The sequence below is a fragment of the Vibrio sp. YT-16 genome, from assembly GCF_033337405.1.
GTDB classification, from domain to species: Bacteria; Pseudomonadota; Gammaproteobacteria; order Enterobacterales; family Vibrionaceae; genus Vibrio; species Vibrio alginolyticus.
The window spans coordinates 208,410-225,401 of record NZ_JAWOQQ010000005.1 but is presented as its reverse complement, the minus strand read 5'-3'; the positions used below and the strand labels follow the sequence as shown (position 1 = coordinate 225,401).

The 16,992-nt window shown below is 46.0% G+C and carries 15 protein-coding genes; 14 read left to right on the top strand and 1 reads right to left on the bottom strand.

What is annotated here, in order from left to right; all coding sequences use genetic code 11:
* Positions 1 to 15 precede the first annotated feature (15 nt).
* The 7 genes from R7F07_RS11595 (at position 16) to R7F07_RS11565 (ending at position 8,042) form a co-directional block, all read left to right on the top strand.
* On the top strand, positions 16 to 774 hold the full coding sequence (locus R7F07_RS11595; protein ID WP_005375778.1) for an SDR family oxidoreductase: 759 nt from the start codon (positions 16 to 18) through the stop codon (positions 772 to 774).
* 798 nt (positions 775 to 1,572) lie between these two features.
* Positions 1,573 to 2,454, top strand: a complete 882-nt coding sequence (gene cyoA / locus R7F07_RS11590; RefSeq protein ID WP_005388604.1) for a ubiquinol oxidase subunit II — start codon at positions 1,573 to 1,575, stop codon at positions 2,452 to 2,454.
* Positions 2,455 to 2,459: 5 nt separating this feature from the next.
* Positions 2,460 to 4,496: a cytochrome o ubiquinol oxidase subunit I gene (gene cyoB / locus R7F07_RS11585; RefSeq protein ID WP_005375781.1), complete on the top strand. Its 2,037-nt coding sequence runs from the start codon at positions 2,460 to 2,462 to the stop codon at positions 4,494 to 4,496.
* Complete coding sequence (gene cyoC, locus R7F07_RS11580; RefSeq protein WP_005375782.1) at positions 4,486 to 5,088, top strand: cytochrome o ubiquinol oxidase subunit III; 603 nt, start codon at positions 4,486 to 4,488, stop codon at positions 5,086 to 5,088. Before cyoB ends, cyoC begins: the two co-directional genes overlap by 11 nt.
* Positions 5,088 to 5,399: a cytochrome o ubiquinol oxidase subunit IV gene (gene cyoD, locus R7F07_RS11575; protein ID WP_005375783.1), complete on the top strand. Its 312-nt coding sequence runs from the start codon at positions 5,088 to 5,090 to the stop codon at positions 5,397 to 5,399. The genes cyoC and cyoD overlap by 1 nt, the downstream gene beginning before the upstream one ends.
* Positions 5,360 to 6,274: a heme o synthase gene (gene cyoE, locus R7F07_RS11570; protein ID WP_047100930.1), complete on the top strand. Its 915-nt coding sequence runs from the start codon at positions 5,360 to 5,362 to the stop codon at positions 6,272 to 6,274. The genes cyoD and cyoE overlap by 40 nt, the downstream gene beginning before the upstream one ends.
* A 661-nt stretch (positions 6,275 to 6,935) precedes the next feature.
* A complete protein-coding gene (locus R7F07_RS11565; RefSeq protein WP_053303714.1) occupies positions 6,936 to 8,042 on the top strand; it encodes an NADH:flavin oxidoreductase in 1,107 nt (368 codons plus the stop codon).
* A gap of 80 nt (positions 8,043 to 8,122) precedes the next feature.
* On the opposite strand, the gene R7F07_RS11560 is transcribed toward R7F07_RS11565, so the two are convergent.
* Positions 8,123 to 9,013, bottom strand: a complete 891-nt coding sequence (locus tag R7F07_RS11560; RefSeq protein ID WP_104970091.1) for a LysR family transcriptional regulator — start codon at positions 9,011 to 9,013, stop codon at positions 8,123 to 8,125.
* Positions 9,014 to 9,168: 155 nt separating this feature from the next.
* On the opposite strand from R7F07_RS11560, the gene R7F07_RS11555 reads away from it, so the two are divergent.
* From R7F07_RS11555 to R7F07_RS11525, 7 genes are all read left to right on the top strand, one after another.
* A complete protein-coding gene (locus R7F07_RS11555; protein ID WP_005375789.1) occupies positions 9,169 to 9,567 on the top strand; it encodes a RidA family protein in 399 nt (132 codons plus the stop codon).
* A gap of 73 nt (positions 9,568 to 9,640) precedes the next feature.
* A complete protein-coding gene (locus tag R7F07_RS11550; protein ID WP_137282552.1) occupies positions 9,641 to 11,101 on the top strand; it encodes an aldehyde dehydrogenase family protein in 1,461 nt (486 codons plus the stop codon).
* Positions 11,102 to 11,170: 69 nt separating this feature from the next.
* Entirely contained in the window at positions 11,171 to 12,160 is a 990-nt protein-coding gene (locus tag R7F07_RS11545) for a membrane dipeptidase (protein ID WP_005388594.1), read from the top strand.
* Between the two features lie 109 nt (positions 12,161 to 12,269).
* Positions 12,270 to 13,871, top strand: a complete 1,602-nt coding sequence (locus tag R7F07_RS11540) for a BCCT family transporter (protein ID WP_005388593.1) — start codon at positions 12,270 to 12,272, stop codon at positions 13,869 to 13,871.
* Between the two features lie 101 nt (positions 13,872 to 13,972).
* Complete coding sequence (locus R7F07_RS11535) at positions 13,973 to 15,709, top strand: hypothetical protein (protein WP_171342551.1); 1,737 nt, start codon at positions 13,973 to 13,975, stop codon at positions 15,707 to 15,709.
* A complete protein-coding gene (locus R7F07_RS11530; protein WP_171342552.1) occupies positions 15,706 to 16,437 on the top strand; it encodes a DUF3726 domain-containing protein in 732 nt (243 codons plus the stop codon). The genes R7F07_RS11535 and R7F07_RS11530 overlap by 4 nt, the downstream gene beginning before the upstream one ends.
* A gap of 142 nt (positions 16,438 to 16,579) precedes the next feature.
* Positions 16,580 to 16,957 (top strand): nuclear transport factor 2 family protein, encoded by a 378-nt coding sequence (locus R7F07_RS11525; protein WP_031777276.1) that lies wholly within the window; start codon positions 16,580 to 16,582, stop codon positions 16,955 to 16,957.
* Positions 16,958 to 16,992: the final 35 nt, after the last annotated feature.

Sequence of the window (16,992 nt, the reverse complement as noted above, 5' to 3'; positions counted from 1 at the left end):
ATGGAGTGCACCAATATGGACATAAAAAGTAGTGTTATTGCCATTACAGGAGCAGGGCAGGGGCTTGGGCAAATGATGGCCATTACCCTTGCTCAAGCTGGCGCTGATTTAGCGTTATTGGATGTAAACGCCAGTGGCTTAATGGAAACACAAGAGCAGTGTCGAATGCTGAGTGCGAAAGCGTTGACATATCAAGTGGATGTCACCAACGAAATCGACGTTGAAACCACGTTTGAAGCGATTATCCAAGATTTTGGTCAACTCAATGGCTTAGTCAATAACGCTGGCGTGTTAAGAGATGGGTTACTTGTAAAAGCAAAAGATGGCGTGATCAGTAAGATGTCTTTGGATCAATTCAACTTGGTCATGAACGTTAACGTGACAGGAACGTTTTTGTGTGGGCGTGAAGCTGCCGTCAAGATGATTGAGAGTGGCTCCCAAGGCGTTATCATCAATATTTCTAGTGTTGCGAGAGCTGGGAATATCGGACAAACCAATTATTCTGCGTCAAAAGCGGCGGTCGCGACCATGGCGACAACATGGGCTCGTGAGCTCGCAAGATACGGTATTCGCGCGGCGGCGGTTGCACCAGGTGTAGTTCATACCGCGATGGCAGAGCAAATGAAACCCGAAGCCATAGAGCGATTAGAAAAGATGATCCCAGTTGGCAGGATGGGCGAAACAAGCGAAATCGCGCATGCAGTAAAATACATTATTGAGAGTGATTACTTTACTGGCAGGGTTTTAGAAGTGGATGGCGGCATTCGTATGTAAGTGATCACTGAAATAAGGCTCTGATAGACCTGAATAATAAGTCTCTTTCCATTTCAACATTTTCTATGTTGTGGAGTGCTAATTCTGCGCAACCCAAATGTATTTACAACTTATGTTTGGATTTACCTTGAGAATGATTTCTCACAATCCAATAAAGAGATGTAAATACCACTCAAATATTAAGTGAAATCATTAATTTGATTCTTATCACACTTTTGGTTTTTTAGTTTCCGCTTCTGATTAAGGCTATCTGCGTAAATGAAGTTGATAGTCAGTCTCATCAATTTTAAGTTTCAACTATTTGTTTTTAAATAATTAATTGTTGAAGCACGAGAAATTCGTGTTGAGGTTAATATTCGATTTAAAGTGTGTAACTTCCATTAATGGAAGGTTAGTTTCCAGTTGTGGCTAATGAGCTTTAACTTTTTACTCCTCATAATGCGCCAAATGTAACATAGTGTTTCAAAGTGTAACAATAAACTCACACTAAGAGTGTGGTTTTGATCTCCACTCAATTCCGTTTTGTTTCGCTCTGAGCCCGACGTTACTCATGCTCAACACATAAACATTCTAATGACTATAACAACTGGTTCTTGGCTTGATACCAATCGTATCGTAGCAAATAACGGTTCATTCTAGCTGGTTAAATGCTTGATGACGAAGTTGAAAAATTGTAAGTAGAATAACTACTTATCGAAGTTTTTTCTTGTTCTCATACATTACCTCTGCGCTATTTGTGAGCTTTTATTTACTTTGATTGGCATCTGCTTTGAAACCAGACAACCATCGAGAAAGTTAATGGAAGCCTCAAGATATAAACGCATCTTGTCGAGGGGAAGTTTGGCGTCCGTCATACTTATGCTCTCAGGATGTAATTCAGCTTTACTTGACCCCAAAGGTGCCATTGGTGTGCAAGAAAAAGAGTTAATTATTACTGCTCTTTTGCTGATGTTGATCGTTGTAATCCCTGTGATTTTAATGACGATTTACTTCGCTTACCGATACCGCGCCTCTAACACTGAAGAAGAGTACGCACCCGAGTGGTCACACTCGACCAAAATCGAAGTGGTGGTATGGACAATTCCAATCATCATCATTGCGATTCTTGCGACGATCACATGGCGTTCGACTCATGAACTAGAGCCATCCAAACCTTTGGAAAGTGATGTTAAACCAATGACCATCGAAGTGGTGTCACTCGATTGGAAATGGTTGTTCATTTATCCAGAAGAAAACATTGCGACGGTGAACTATGTGGCGTTCCCGAAAGACGTGCCAGTGCAGTTCAAACTGACTTCGGACAACATCATGAACGCTTTTTTCATCCCTCGCTTAGGTACACAGATCTACGCGATGCCAGGCATGGTAACCAAGCTCAACCTGATAGCGAACCACGAAGGTGACTACAAGGGTTTTGCATCGAACTACAGCGGCGAAGGCTTTTCGCAAATGAAGTTCACAGCTTCAGCAATGTCTGATCGTGCTGCGTTCCTAAATTGGGTGCAGAAAGTGAAGGCGAGCCCTGATCGTATTGAAGATTGGGAGCAATACAGCTCACTGGCAGCGCCAAGTATCGCAGAGCCAGTCACTTTGTTCTCTAGCGTTCCTCCGTTCTTGTTCACCGACGTTGTGACTCAGCATCCTGGTTCAATGAACTGTTTGCCTGAAAACCAAGGATAATCGTAATGTTTGGAAGATTAACTCTTGATTCAGTTCCATTCCACGAACCTATTATCGTCATCACCCTAGCGGTTGTGGCGCTGGTTGGTTTAGCCGTAGTTTACGCGGTGACCAAAGCCGGAAAGTGGCAATATTTGTGGAATGAATGGTTTACTTCAGTAGACCATAAAAAACTTGGCTTCATGTACATCGCAGTAGCGATGGTGATGCTTGTTCGTGGTTTTGCTGACGCAGTCATGATGCGTAGTCAGCAACTCCTTTCTTCTGCGGGTGAAGCAGGTTACTTGCCACCGCATCACTACGATCAAATTTTTACTGCCCACGGCGTGATCATGATCTTTTTTGTAGCGATGCCATTGGTCATTGGTTTGATGAACATCATCGTGCCATTGCAGATTGGTGCACGTGACGTGGCTTTCCCGTATCTGAATAACTTGAGCTTCTGGCTGTTTGTTGTTGGTGTCATCCTAACAAACATGTCTCTCGGCTTAGGTGAATTTGGTCGTACAGGTTGGCTAGCGTATCCGCCGCTTTCAGGTATTGAGGCAAGCCCAGGAGTCGGGGTCGACTATTGGATTTGGGCGCTGCAGATATCAGGTGTTGGTACGACGTTAACAGGCGTGAACTTCTTCGCGACCATTTTGCGTATGCGTACACCGTCTATGCCAATGATGAAGATGCCAGTTTTCACTTGGGCGTCTCTGTGTGCAAACATTTTGATCATCATTTCATTCCCAATCCTAACGGTGACTATCGCTCTGCTTACGCTGGATAGATACCTAGGCATGCACTTCTTTACCAATGATCTTGGCGGCAACGTAATGATGTACGTCAACCTGATTTGGGCTTGGGGTCACCCAGAAGTGTACATTTTGATCTTGCCAATTTTTGGTGTGTTCTCAGAAGTCACCGCAACCTTCTCACGTAAAAAGTTGTTCGGTTACACATCGCTAGTTTGGGCTACCGTAGTTATCACGATTCTTGCCTTTGTTGTTTGGCTACACCACTTCTTTACGATGGGGTCTGGCGCGAACGTAAATGCCTTCTTCGGTATTGCCACGATGATCATTTCTATCCCAACTGGGGTGAAGATCTTCAACTGGTTATTCACCATGTACAAAGGCCGCATCCGCTTTACGACGCCAATGATGTGGACGGTGGGTTTCCTGATCACCTTTACTGTTGGTGGTATGACGGGCGTACTAATGGCTGTTCCGGGCGCAGATTTCGTTCTGCATAACTCAGTATTCCTTATCGCTCACTTCCACAACGTTATCATCGGTGGTGTCGTGTTTGGATGTTTCGCTGCGATCACTTACTGGTTCCCGAAAGCGACCGGTTTCACCATGAATGAAACTTGGGGCAAACGTGCGTTCTATCTTTGGATTATTGGTTTCTTAATGGCGTTCCTGCCGCTTTACGCGCTGGGCTTTATGGGGATGACTCGTCGTTTAAGCCAAGACATCAACCCAGAATACTTCCCACTGTTGTCGATTGCCGCAGCAGGTACGGTTGTGATTGCGCTGGGCGTATTGTCTCAGTTCATCCAAATTTACGTGAGTATCCGTGACCGCGAGCAAAACCGTGATTTAACTGGTGACCCGTGGGGTGGTCGTACTCTTGAGTGGGCAACATCGTCTCCACCGCCGTTCTACAACTTTGCGCACCTACCAAAAGGTGATGTGCTAGATGCCTTCTGGTACCAGAAACAAAGTGGCGAGTTCGATCCAACTAAAGAAGTGGAATACGAACGTATTCATATGCCAAAAAACACGGCAACAGGCATCTACGTGTCGGCTTGGTCGCTCCTATTTGGCTTCGGCATGATTTGGTACATCTGGTGGCTAGCGGCGGCAAGTTTGGTCGGTATTATCGTGACGTGTATTCAGCATAGCTATAACGATGATGTGGATTACTACGTGGAAGTTGAAGAGATCAAAGCAATTGAGGCTGAACGTCGAGCTCAGCTTGAAGAAGCGAAGAAAAACTCAGTGAAAGACAGCGAAAGTAAAGATGATCTGGAGGTGACGTATGCAAACTAATATCGCAGCACATCACGACCATGATCACCACCATGACACGAATGGCAACAAGCTATTTGGCTTCTGGGTTTACCTGATGAGTGACTGTGTACTGTTTGCGACCTTGTTCGCGACTTACGCTGTGCTGTCGAGCAATTCAATTGCGGGCCCAACAGGTAAAGACATTTTCGAACTCCCATTCGTTTTTGTCGAAACCATGCTGCTGCTGTTTAGCAGTATCACATTTGGTTTTGGCATTATCGCGATGAAGCGCAACAACGTTGCTGGTCTCAAACGTTGGATGTTAGTCACGTTCGCGCTTGGTCTTGGCTTTATCTGTATGGAGGTCTATGAGTTCCATCACCTGATTGAAGAAGGCTATGGCCCACAAACCAGTGCATTCCTGTCGGCATTCTTTACGTTGGTTGGTACGCACGGCCTGCACGTAACCTTTGGTCTGATTTGGTTAGCGGTAGCATACCATCAACTGTCGACGAAAGGTCTGAACGACAATATGGCAATGCGCTTTAACTGCTTAAGCCTATTCTGGCACTTTCTAGATATCGTTTGGATTTGTGTCTTTACCATCGTTTACTTACTGGGGGTAATGTAATGGATCAACATGTAGAAACCAGTTCGTCAGATTACGTGAAAGGTTTTATTGCCTCACTGATTCTGACGGTAATTCCGTTCTACTTTGTTTGGACGAAATCATTACCAGATACAACGACCTATGCGATTCTATTTGGATGTGCATTAGTGCAGATATTTGTTCACTTTAAATACTTCTTGCACATGGAAACAAAAACATCCGACGGACGTTGGAACCTTGTATCACTGATGTTTACCGCCATTGTTGTACTTATCCTTATCGCTGGCTCGGTATGGATCATCTACAACATGAACGTCAACATGAAGTTGTAGGCCAAGGTATGCTGAAAAGTTATTTGTCTATCACTAAACCGGGCATTATTTTCGGCAACCTGATTTCTGTTGCGGCGGGGTTCTTCCTCGCCGCAAAAACAGAACCAGCCAGTCTAATGTTGTTCGTTACGACGTTAGTTGGTGTTGGGTTAGTCATCGCTTCAGGTTGTGTGGTGAATAATATTTTCGATCGTGATATCGACCAAAAGATGGCACGTACACGAAATCGTGAAACAGTGAAAGGCAACATCAATATCGATATTGCGTTTGTTTATGCACTTGCTTTATTGCTGGTAGGAACCGCACTCTTATTTATCCGAGTGAATCCACTATCCGCTGTCGTCGTGTTGCTTGGCTACGTGTATTACGTGTTCTTTTACACGATGTGGTACAAACGTAACTCGGTGTATGGAACCTTAGTGGGAAGTATCTCAGGCGCAGTTCCGCCATTGGTGGGTTACTTAGCGGTAACAAACTTCATTAGCTTGGAAGCGATTTTACTCTTTACCATGTTCTGTCTCTGGCAAATGCCGCACTCTTATGCCATTGCCATGTTCCGCATGCAAGACTACCGAGAAGCCGGGATTCCCGTATTGCCAGTTAAAGAAGGTATTCATAAAGCGCATCGACACATGAAAGCGTATGTCGTGGCTTTTGGGGCAGCATCATTGGGGTTATTTTTACTAGGTGAAGCCGGGTATGAATACTTAGCGGTTGCAGCGGTTGTTTGCTTTATGTGGACGAAAGTGACCTTTCGCAGCATTGATGAGAACAACTACATCGCTTGGTCAAAGTCGGTGTTTAAAGTCTCACTGCTAGTGGTGATGGGGATCAGTGGTGTGCTTGGTGTCGAGTTGATTCCTCTAGCTCTGTAACAACCAGACCTAAGCGTTTGCTACGCGCCAATATCTTTTGCTGCTGAATGCATGAATGACCTTACCTAGAAGTAAGGTCATTTAACTTTCTATTGTCCTTTATTTTCCCTGTTCCTCCTCTAGCTTCACTATCACGTATTCATATCTAAAAGCAAAAACAACCAGTGTGTAAAACATAGTAGATCGCGCGTTTCCGCTGACGCGTAATAATGCCAAGAGATAGCGACGATTAAGCTAAAAGTATAAACAGCGCAATAACTCTACTTACCATATGAGAATTCAATATCGATAGTTTGTAATGTAAACATTTGGGGTAGTGCTAGTTCCCATAGCAGCATACAAACTAACAATGTGAATGTTTAAGTTGAATCACCAGCTAGCGAAATACAAAAGTTTTACGACTGAAAGTGGGTGAGGAAGCATCTTAACTCCAGTGAAATGAACACGATTAAGAATCATCCTTTTACATAATCTAAAAACTCACTAAACCTTAACCCAGATTAAAGTTTTGTCGTCTCCGAGGCATTAAGGTGCGCCTGTAGTTTGCAGGTCTCAAGGATTCAGAGAAGGAACAGCCATACATCGTGTATCGCTGTTCCTTTTTCGTTCTTGTTTACTTGCGAAAAGATAAAACATAAAGACAACTTTAAGAGGACTGGTTTTGAGCATTTTGTTTTCCGAAGCCCGCATTGGCAACATGACCCTAAAGAACCGTTTTGTGAGAAGCGCAACGTGGGAGAACATGGCGACCGAAGATGGTCACATGACGGCAAAGCTTTACGATATTTACGAAACGCTTGCGAAAGGGGAGGTTGGGCTTATTGTCACGGGTTATGCCAATATCGTTGAAGAAGAGAAACCCAACGCAGGTATGATGGGGATCTACAACGACTCTTTTATTGAAGAATACAAAAAGCTAACAGAGCTAGTACATCAACAAGATTCTAAAATCGTGATGCAAATTGCTTACGGTGGCACCAAAACCACCCATAACGTCGGTGAGCGTGTCATCTTCGCTCCGAGTGACGTGCCTGAGCGTGGTACAAATACGCAAGGCAAAGCGATGACAAAGGACGAAATAGACTACATCGTAAAGGCATTCGCATTGGCGAGTAAACGTGCTCAAGACGCTGGTTTTGACGGCGTAGAGATTCATGCGGCGCACACTTATTTAATTAACCAGTTTTTAAGTCCGTACTATAATCGTCGCGAAGACGAATATGGTGGTGACTTAGAAAATCGCATGCGCTTTCTTTTAGAAATTTATTCTGAAACCAGAAAGCTGGTTGGAAGCGAATTTCCCATCCTCGTTAAACTGACGGCAACAGAGTTCTTTGACGGCGGTTTAACGTTCAATGAAACTCGCGTCGTCTGCAAGAAACTTGAAGAAATAGGCGTTGATGCGATCATCGTATCTGGCAATGTTCACGGCAAAGCAAACGAACTTGTTGGTCAAACGTTCGATGGTTACACACTACAAGAAGAAGGTTACTTTCACGAATATGGTCACGTGATCAGCCAGGACGTTAGCATACCGGTGATTACTGTCGGCGGGCTGAGCGACATTGATGCGATTGAGAAAATTGCAGAAAACACAGATATCCAATTTTTTGCTGTGTCACGCCCTTTATTGGCTGAGCCACAGTTGATCAAACGTTGGAAAGAAGGCAATCGCGCACCAGTAGATTGTGAACGTTGCTCAAAGTGTCGTACCAAGCGTGGTAACTTTTGCGTGGTGTATAAGAACCGAAATCGTCGCAAAAAATAGAACGAAGCGAATACACAAATACAAATTAGCCTCCACTCTGAATATGGAGGCTTTTAATTATCCGCATGTTAATCGAACCATTATTTATCTTCTTTTTGATAGTTTAAATAATGCACACAAAGATCGTGAAATGCTTTAGCTTGAGGCGAGATCGTGCGATCGGTTAACGTAAATATACCAATTTGCCTTTCAAGTGGTGGATCGATAAGCGGAATCCAAACCAAGCGTGTTTCATTGGTTGGGAAAGCAAGCTTAGGTAGGGTCGTGACACCAATCCCAAGTTCTAAGACAGAAAACAGCGAAGTAATATTTTCGACCGAATAGAGCGCTTGCTGACTCAGAGCTCTTGCTGGGGTTGGATCGAGAAGTGTACAAGTGCCGTTACGGATAAAGGGTTGTTCCAACAAAGTTTGCCACTCGATTCCTTCTGGATGACTCGCAATAGGGTTGTCCTTTAAACACACCACGCCTATTGGATCGGCTAACAGCGGCGTAAAGTCAATGCCGCCCTCATCGAGGTGAGAGGGGTTACCGAGCGCTAAGTCGACCTCACCGGAGAGTAGGCGAGCCTCGACGCCAGCGGCATTATCGTCTATCAAGCTTACTTCTACATTTGGATACTGTTCGCAAAAGGCGCCCAACACGCTAGGAATGAGCTTCGCTGCAACAGAAGGAACGCTCGCAATTCGCACTCTCCCTTGCTGTCCGGCAGCGGCTGCTTTGAGATCGTTGTCTAGTGCACTGTAGATATTGAGAAACTGAACCACTTTGGGAAGACAAATTTCACCAAACGGGGTCAATTTGGTTTTGTTTCCGGGTTCAAACAGCGTTTGCCCTAGAATTCTTTCAAGCTCTTTTATCGATGTTGACAGTGCCGCCTGAGAACGATTTGCACGATGTGAAGCGGCTCGAAAGCCTCCTTCCTCGACTACCATCACAAAATGCATTAATTGTTGAAGCTTAATACTCATCCCTAATGCCTCTTAATCCCTTTATTTACGTTATTTTAAATAGAGCGATAAGTTTAACTTATCAAATGTCAAAAATTTACCGTTAGATTTATCGCCTGTCAATGTGCATCATTTAACTATATTGAAACAAAGTTGTTACAAAGGTTGAAAGGCACGTGAATACTCCTACTAAAAAACACCCAGTTAAAACCAGTCTATTTGCTTCTAAAGCGCCGCTTGAATGGGCGATAGTCAACAACGGAACCCTGTATACGGCTCAAATTCCTATTGATGACACAGGCGCGGTTGTGGAAGGCGGTATCGAAGCACAAACACGTCAAACCTTTAACAATCTCATTCACACCCTGGAGTGTGCAGGGGAGTCTTTGGACTCGGTGTTGCAGGTCCTGATTTATGTGACCGACAGAGAATACTTAAAGACCGTTAACCAAGTGTACGCGGAATATTTTGAAGCGCCGTACCCAAATCGCGCCGCCATGGTGGTTGCAGGGTTAGCGCGAGAAGAGATGTTGGTGGAGTTTGTTGTCTACGCGTCGGCAAGCCAACCAGAATAAATCCAATAAGAACAATTAGAGATCAGTGAGTGGGTGGCTTGCCATCACAAATCGGAAGAACAAGGAAAGAACCATGACTTTTATTAACAATGTTCAAGCAGAAAAATCCCTCTATATAGCAGGTGAATGGCAATCGGGCATGGACACCATCGCCAATATTAACCCTTCTGATATCAGCGAAAACATTGGCGATTTCGCACAAGCGAGTGTGTCGCAAGTAGAGCAAGCGATTCAAGCGGCTAAATCAGCGCAGCCAGAGTGGGAAAAAACACCAATCGAGCGCAAGCAAGCAGTGCTACAAGCGATTGGTGATGAGCTCATTGCACGATGTGACGAATTGGGCACCTTGCTTTCGCGTGAAGAAGGCAAGCCATTTGCTGAAGGTCGAGGTGAGATATACCGTTCTGGCCAATTCTTCCAATACTTTGCTGCTGAGGTTCTGCGTCAAATTGGCGATAACGCTGCTTCCGTCCGTCCAGGTGTCTCCGTTGAAGTTACTCGCGAAGCCGTCGGCGTTATCGCCATTATCTCTCCTTGGAACTTCCCAACAGCAACAGCGGCTTGGAAAATCGCGCCAGCACTTGCGTTTGGCAACAGCGTCGTCTGGAAGCCTGCCAACCTCACCCCAGCAAGTGCCGTTGCGCTGACAGAGATTATCCATCGCCAAGGTTTACCTGCTGGCACGTTTAACCTCGTTTTGGGTAGCGGTTCGCAAGTCGGTAATACCCTTATCAATTCGAAGGATGTGAACGGCGTTAGCTTCACTGGTTCTGTGGACACTGGCCGCAAAGTTGCAGCGGCAACAGCACCAAATTTTGTGCGTTGTCAGCTAGAGATGGGTAGCAAAAATGCGCTCGTAGTGGCAGATGATGCAGACATTCAAATTGCTGTCGAAGCGACAATCGCAGGCTCATTCTCGGGTGCAGGTCAAAAATGTACCGCGTCTTCTCGTCTTGTGGTTATGGACGGAATTCACGACGCGTATGTTGAAGCGCTAATCAAACGCATGAGCGAACTTAAAGTGGGTCACGCTCTAGAAGAGGGCGTATTCATGGGTCCTGTTGTTGATGGTAACCAGCTGAATGCGAACTTTGAGTGGATCGAAAACGCTCGCCAAGCGGGCGCAGAGCTGGCTTTTGGTGGCGAGCGTCTGAGCCTAGAGCATGACGGGTACTACATGTCACCAACCCTGTTCTTGAACACACAAAACAGCTGGGAAGTGAACCAAGAAGAAGTCTTTGCGCCAATGGCGAGCGTGATTCGCGTTTCTGATCTGGATGAGGCAATTGCAGTCGCGAACGATACGCGCTTTGGCCTGACAGGCGGCATTATCACGCAAAGCTTGCGCAATAGCGCGATCTTCAAACAGCAAGTCCAAACGGGCTGCGTCATGGTTAACTTGCCAACTGCGGGTACAGATTATCACGTTCCATTTGGTGGCCGTAAAGAATCTAGCTTTGGTCCTCGTGAGCAAGGTCAGTACGCCAAAGAGTTCTACACCGTAGTGAAAACCGCTTATCAGCGTCCTTACTAAGATCGGCAGGGTAACTGATGGTGTCAGTTGCCCGCACGAAAAGGCTAAGAAATTGTTTAAGGAGTGGTTATGTACCAACAACGGATTGTGATTGACGGATTGCAGTACTGCAATTGGGATCGAGAGTATTTCCAAACGCTTAAGGCGAGTGGCATTACTGCCGTTCATGCCACCATCGTCTACCACGAAACTGCGCGCGAAACCTTAACGCGTTTTGCTGAGTGGAACTTGCGCTTCGAGCAAAATGCGGACCTCATCATGCCTATTTATTCAATGGCAGATGTAGAAAAAGCCAAAGCAGAAGGCAAAGTCGGCATCTTCTTCGGCGCGCAAAATTGCTCACCAATCGATGATGAAATTGGTCTGATTGAAGTGATGCGCCGCCAAGGTCTGCTGATCATGCAACTGACCTACAACAACCAAAGCTTACTGGCGACAGGTTGTTACGAACAAAACGATTCCGGCGTAACTCGCTTTGGTAAGCAAGCTATTGAAGAGATGAACCGAGTCGGGATGATCATTGATATGTCCCACAGTGCGGAGCGTTCTACGTTGGAAGCCATCGATCTTTCTTCGCGTCCAATTTGTATCAGCCATGCTAACCCGACGTTTGCGCATGACGCACTGCGCAACAAATCCAACACCGTGATCAAAGCACTGACGGAGCGCGGTGGTTTGATTGGATTCAGTTTATATCCATTCCATTTGCCAAATGGCAGCCAGTGCACGCTGGATGATTTCTGCCAGATGGTAGCGAAAACCGCAGACATGTTTGGCGTCGACCATTTAGGCATCGGTAGTGATCTGTGCTTAAACCAACCGCAACAAGTATTGGAATGGATGCGCAACGGGCGTTGGTCAAAAGCGATGGATTACGGCGAAGGTTCAGCAAGTAACTCGGGATGGCCAGATGCGCTGCCATGGTTCTGCGGCAGCGCAGGGATGGAGAACATCTACAACGGATTAATGGGTCACGGATTCAGTGAATCTGAGGCTGGAAAAATATTGGGTGAAAACTGGTTCAACTTCCTTAAAGAAGGATTAGAGCCTATTTCATAGCATTCCCCAAAGTAGGAACCGCCTGCCCACATAATAACAATACGGCAGGCGTAAAACTCACATTTGTAGCCAGTCTTTGGCTGCTGCAAAGAACCTCTGGAGCCAGAGTATGTCTGATTTAACCAATAGCATGAAAGCTTCCACGATGAGCGTGTCATCGGGCAAGTCAAAAGCAAAACACAACACATCAACAACAGAAAACACGACGGACAAATTAGGACTGAATAACCCGGCCTTTTGGTATAGCGGTGGTTTCATCGCGTTGTTCGTTGCTATTGCACTTTATGACGGCGAGCTGTTATCTACGATCGTTAACGCTGGCTTTGGCTGGGCAGTTCAGGTATTTGGTCCATACTGGCAGTTACTGCTGCTTCTCACTTTTCTTATTGGTCTTGGCTTGGCTGCAGGGCGAACAGGCAAGGTGATGTTGGGCGGGATTGCAAAACCAGAAATGGATTCTTTCCGCTGGATGGCGATTATTTTCTGTACCTTATTGGCTGGTGGTGGCGTTTTCTGGGCCGCGGCTGAGCCTATCGCGCATTATGTTAGCCCACCTCCTTTGTACGGCGCGCAAGATAACCCGCAGCAAGGTGCGGTGAATGCGTTGTCGCAATCCTTTATGCACTGGGGCTTTCTAGCTTGGGCGATTGTAGGTAGCTTAACTTCCATCGTGGTGATGCACCTACATTACGACAAAGGTTTACCACTAAAACCCCGTATTTTGCTTTACCCAGTCTTGGGCGAACGAGCACTTAAAGGCCAACTCGGTGCATTGATTGACGCATGCTGCATTATCGCGGTAGCCGCGGGCACCATTGGTCCAATTGGGTTTCTGGGCTTGCAGGTTAGCTACGCGTTAAATGCGTTGTTTGATATCCCTGATGGCTTTACCACTCAGCTTATTATCATTTTGTTTGCGATTGCGCTTTACACCTTGTCAGCACTCAGTGGATTAAGTCGAGGCATGCAACTGCTTAGTCGTTACAACGTGATTCTGGCAATGGCATTGATGGTTTACATCCTGTTTTTTGGCCCTACGAATTTTATCTTTAACGGATACATTCAAGGTGTAGGGAGCATGCTAGATAACTTTATCCCAATGGCGACTTATCGCGGTGACGAAGGTTGGCTAAGTTGGTGGACAGTATTTTTCTGGGGCTGGTTCCTGGGTTATGGTCCGATGATGGCAATCTTTATTGCGCGTATTTCCCGTGGTCGAACTATTCGCCAAGTTATTTCCACCATCAGTATTGTGGCTCCGTTAACCACCTGTTTTTGGTTCACGATTGTGGGCGGCTCAGGCCTTGCGTTTGAAATTGCTGAACCGGGTAGCGTGAGTGCGGCGTTTGAGGGCTTTAACTTGCCAGGTGCTTTGCTTGCAGTGACTCAGCAACTACCAATGCCAATGCTGACTTCAATTCTATTTCTGATTTTAACCACGATCTTCATCGTCACGACGGGCGACTCAATGACCTACACAATCAGTGTCGTGATCAGTGGTGAAACGGAGCCGAATGCGATCATCCGTACCTTCTGGGGAGTAATGATGGGTGTGACGGCATTGATCCTAATTTCCCTTGGCTCTGGCGGCATCTCTGCTCTGCAATCTTTCATTGTTATTACCGCGGTTCCGGTTTCGTTGATTCTGTTACCGTCACTTTGGAATGCGCCACAAATTGCAATCAAAATGGCGAAAGAGCAAGGGCTATAACAATTATCCAATTCAAACAACGTGGAGCTTGTGCGGGTGTTTTCCTCCTGCATCCGCACAAACCCTAGTATTCTTACAATAACAAATAGGTGGTGAGCAAAATGGATGCACATCGTTCTACTTATACGGAAGCAACTATGCGCGATGCAGCGATTGTCATGGCAGCCGAAAGGCTTGGCGCAATGCACCAAAACCGAATCAGCTTTGTTCGCAGTCTGATTCGTAATATGGCAAGCCAAAACTGGCAAGTAACCAAGCATGAGTGGCAGCTTTGTCCTCGTGGTTATGGTCATGTGATTTACAAATTGACCACGCCAGAGCACGTTTATCATTTGGTGGTATTCTGTGATGAAATTGCCGACGACGAGCGTAATGATCGCGTAATTGCTGAAAAGTGGGACGTCACATTTGCACTGGTTCAAGGCGATGTTGATGTTACTTTGTTGGAAAGATTGCGAGAAAATGTACCGCTGCAAGAAGCGGGACGTAATCCAAACAACGTACTTGTTCTTGCTCGCGCAAACAAAAGTGTGCGCGTGTTTGAGCACATTGTTAGCGCGCTTTCTCAAGGCGAGCAGCCTGAGCCGAAAGAGTTAGCGGAAGTGGGTTATATCCTGCGTACCACAGCTGTTTATGGTAACGGAAAGTTTGGTATCGCCGATTTCAAACTGTTAGAGAACAACTCAGATTTCAGCCAGTCTTTTAGTGCGCAAATGTGTGCCGTATATATGTTGCGTGAATTCAGCCTAGATTGGGTGCACTATCTGGCACTTCAACAAGGTGGCGACAAGGCGGTGGCTTTGCATCGTGGCTTGCAGCGCTACCTTGGTGTCGGCAATGCTACTGGCTTAGGCATGGCTCCATACTTGATTAATCACCCGTGCATCGTTGACCAATGGATGACCTCTCGCGAACGTGCGGTAGCGCGAGTCTTTGCCATGCCATGTGAAGCGTCGTTCCATGCTCCTTTGCAAGGATTGCTGCAAAAAGCACAGCGTCATTTAGAGCAAGTCATCACCATCAATGAACATCAAGACAGGCTCAATCATCAAGCGATAGCAGACATCAAACAACTGCTATCGAAGCTAACAACGTTAATGGAATTACATCCGAACTGGGCGAGTTTGGTCGAGCATAAGAAAACAATGAGTGTGGAAGCCCAAGAAATCCTCACCTCTTGCTTGATCGAACTCTACCCATCTTTAGTGGATGAATTTGCTAGCCAAATGAATACGGATGAAACGTTATCTATTCCGGGCGGGAAAAAGATCCAAGATTTACTGGAAGTGTTGCAAAGCAAGTACCGCTGGGCGATTGATGCGGATTACTCACTGGCCGAGAACAATTATTGGTTCTGGTATCGCTCACAAGACAAAGAAGAGCCAAGGCTTGGTGTCCGCGGGGAAGAGGCTGGAGAAGAAAAAGAATTGCCGCTTGATATCGGCAGACAAGTGAATCGCTTGTACCAGGCCTTGCTTGACTGTGATGTAGAAATGTCCGTAGCGGAGTTTCTATTGCAAAAACCGGCTTATCGTTCGATCACACGTCGCGTATGGACGTTAGGCAACCGTGCGATGGGGGATATTCAAATGAATGTGCTGCGTAAAGATGCGTTACCAATGCACTTACTGCGCTGTAAGTTGGCTATCTTTGGTGCGACTAAGTTTGATCCGCGCTCGGATCGTTGGGTTCGAGTAACTTTCTTCCAAGGTGCGCCATTGTTAGATGAAATTCACGACCCTAAACTGGCAGACACATGGATTTTCCCTAGCATGCCGCCGCGTGACGAAATTGCGCAAAGTGACAATCAAAAAATCAACGGAGGATTTGCATTATGATCGTCTCTCACAACGAATTGGTGGCCGCGGTTAATAAGGCATTTCTTGGCATGCGCCGTCACTGTGGTGAGGCGGATGTCATTGCGAACATGGTGGCGGACTTGCAAATGGTTGGCTTACATGGAGTTCGTCATTTTAATAACGCCAGTCTATTTCTTGGGTTAGATTCAGACTGCGCCGTATCGGTGACCAACATTACGCCGTCAAGCATAGAGGTAGAACTGCACAACGGGAGTGTAGCGTGTCATTTACCCGCTGTGTTGGATTTCGCACTTGAGAAAATGATTAACCGTAAGTCGATTACTATCACGTTGAAGCAGTGTCATAACCGTTGGTTGGGTTTCAGTGAGTTGTTGAAGCTCTCTGCGAAAGGCATCGCGTGTCGCGCACAATGGGTCAATGGCTCTAGTCCCAAGCGAACGCTTTATGTGTTAAACCGCGGACGAATCGCACCAGAAGTCTTTTTCTCGGATCAGTTTGATGGGCATGATACGGATTTGCATAGTATGGTTATCGAGCTCTCCGTGAACGATTTCGATATCGAGAAAAGTGCACAAGGGTATACCACCCACATTGAAGGTGATGAGTTAAGCCGCACGCAACAAGCTTCTTGGCAAAATGGTATCTTTGTCGAAGACCAAGAATGGGAAACACTGAAACAAACCGCAACCGCGTTGCTGGTGGAGAACAGTGAGCGTTCTATGCTCGGTGCTGGTGGTGTGGTTTAAGCGATGAAAGGCGATGATTCCAAGTTGAAGTGATGAAGGCTGCTGTTTAGCGGCCTTTTTTGTGCGCGATGTTTGGTCACTTCTGAAGTTCAAAGACTATGATTACCGTTATCCGCAAGATGGAGCAACACAGGTAAGAAAAATGGATCTGCAAGAGAATAAAAGAAATGCCATTGCGTTTTACGAAACCGCCTATAGAGGTAACCCAAGAAAGGCAGTTGAAGACTACGTAGGTGATGAGTACATCCAGCACAATCCATTAGTTGGAAATGGCCCCGAGGCTTTTATCGAGTATTTTGAGCGGATGCAAAATGAGTATCCCGATAAAGATATTACGTTTGTGCGAGCCATTGCTGAAGGGAATTTGGTGGCACTACACACTCACCAAACATGGCCTAATGATATTGAATACGTGACGATGGATTTCTTTCGTTTTGATCACAATGGGAAGATCGTTGAACATTGGGACGCTCTGCAAGAGATACCCAAAGAAACATTGAATGGTCACACCATGTATTAACGAGTCGTTGATTAGCCTCCCATGCCGTTTATTCA

What these genes read in the sequence shown, in the direction of transcription:
- R7F07_RS11595 (WP_005375778.1), top strand. Translation starts at nt 16, where the DNA reads ATGGACATAAAAAGTAGTGTTATTGCCATTACAGGAGCAGGGCAGGGG.
- cyoA (WP_005388604.1), top strand. Translation starts at nt 1,573, where the DNA reads ATGGAAGCCTCAAGATATAAACGCATCTTGTCGAGGGGAAGTTTGGCG.
- cyoB (WP_005375781.1), top strand. Translation starts at nt 2,460, where the DNA reads ATGTTTGGAAGATTAACTCTTGATTCAGTTCCATTCCACGAACCTATT.
- cyoC (WP_005375782.1), top strand. Translation starts at nt 4,486, where the DNA reads ATGCAAACTAATATCGCAGCACATCACGACCATGATCACCACCATGAC.
- cyoD (WP_005375783.1), top strand. Translation starts at nt 5,088, where the DNA reads ATGGATCAACATGTAGAAACCAGTTCGTCAGATTACGTGAAAGGTTTT.
- cyoE (WP_047100930.1), top strand. Translation starts at nt 5,360, where the DNA reads ATGGATCATCTACAACATGAACGTCAACATGAAGTTGTAGGCCAAGGT.
- R7F07_RS11560 (WP_104970091.1), bottom strand. Translation starts at nt 9,013, where the DNA reads ATGAGTATTAAGCTTCAACAATTAATGCATTTTGTGATGGTAGTCGAG.
- R7F07_RS11550 (WP_137282552.1), top strand. Translation starts at nt 9,641, where the DNA reads ATGACTTTTATTAACAATGTTCAAGCAGAAAAATCCCTCTATATAGCA.
- R7F07_RS11545 (WP_005388594.1), top strand. Translation starts at nt 11,171, where the DNA reads ATGTACCAACAACGGATTGTGATTGACGGATTGCAGTACTGCAATTGG.
- R7F07_RS11540 (WP_005388593.1), top strand. Translation starts at nt 12,270, where the DNA reads ATGTCTGATTTAACCAATAGCATGAAAGCTTCCACGATGAGCGTGTCA.
- R7F07_RS11535 (WP_171342551.1), top strand. Translation starts at nt 13,973, where the DNA reads ATGGATGCACATCGTTCTACTTATACGGAAGCAACTATGCGCGATGCA.
- R7F07_RS11530 (WP_171342552.1), top strand. Translation starts at nt 15,706, where the DNA reads ATGATCGTCTCTCACAACGAATTGGTGGCCGCGGTTAATAAGGCATTT.
- R7F07_RS11525 (WP_031777276.1), top strand. Translation starts at nt 16,580, where the DNA reads ATGGATCTGCAAGAGAATAAAAGAAATGCCATTGCGTTTTACGAAACC.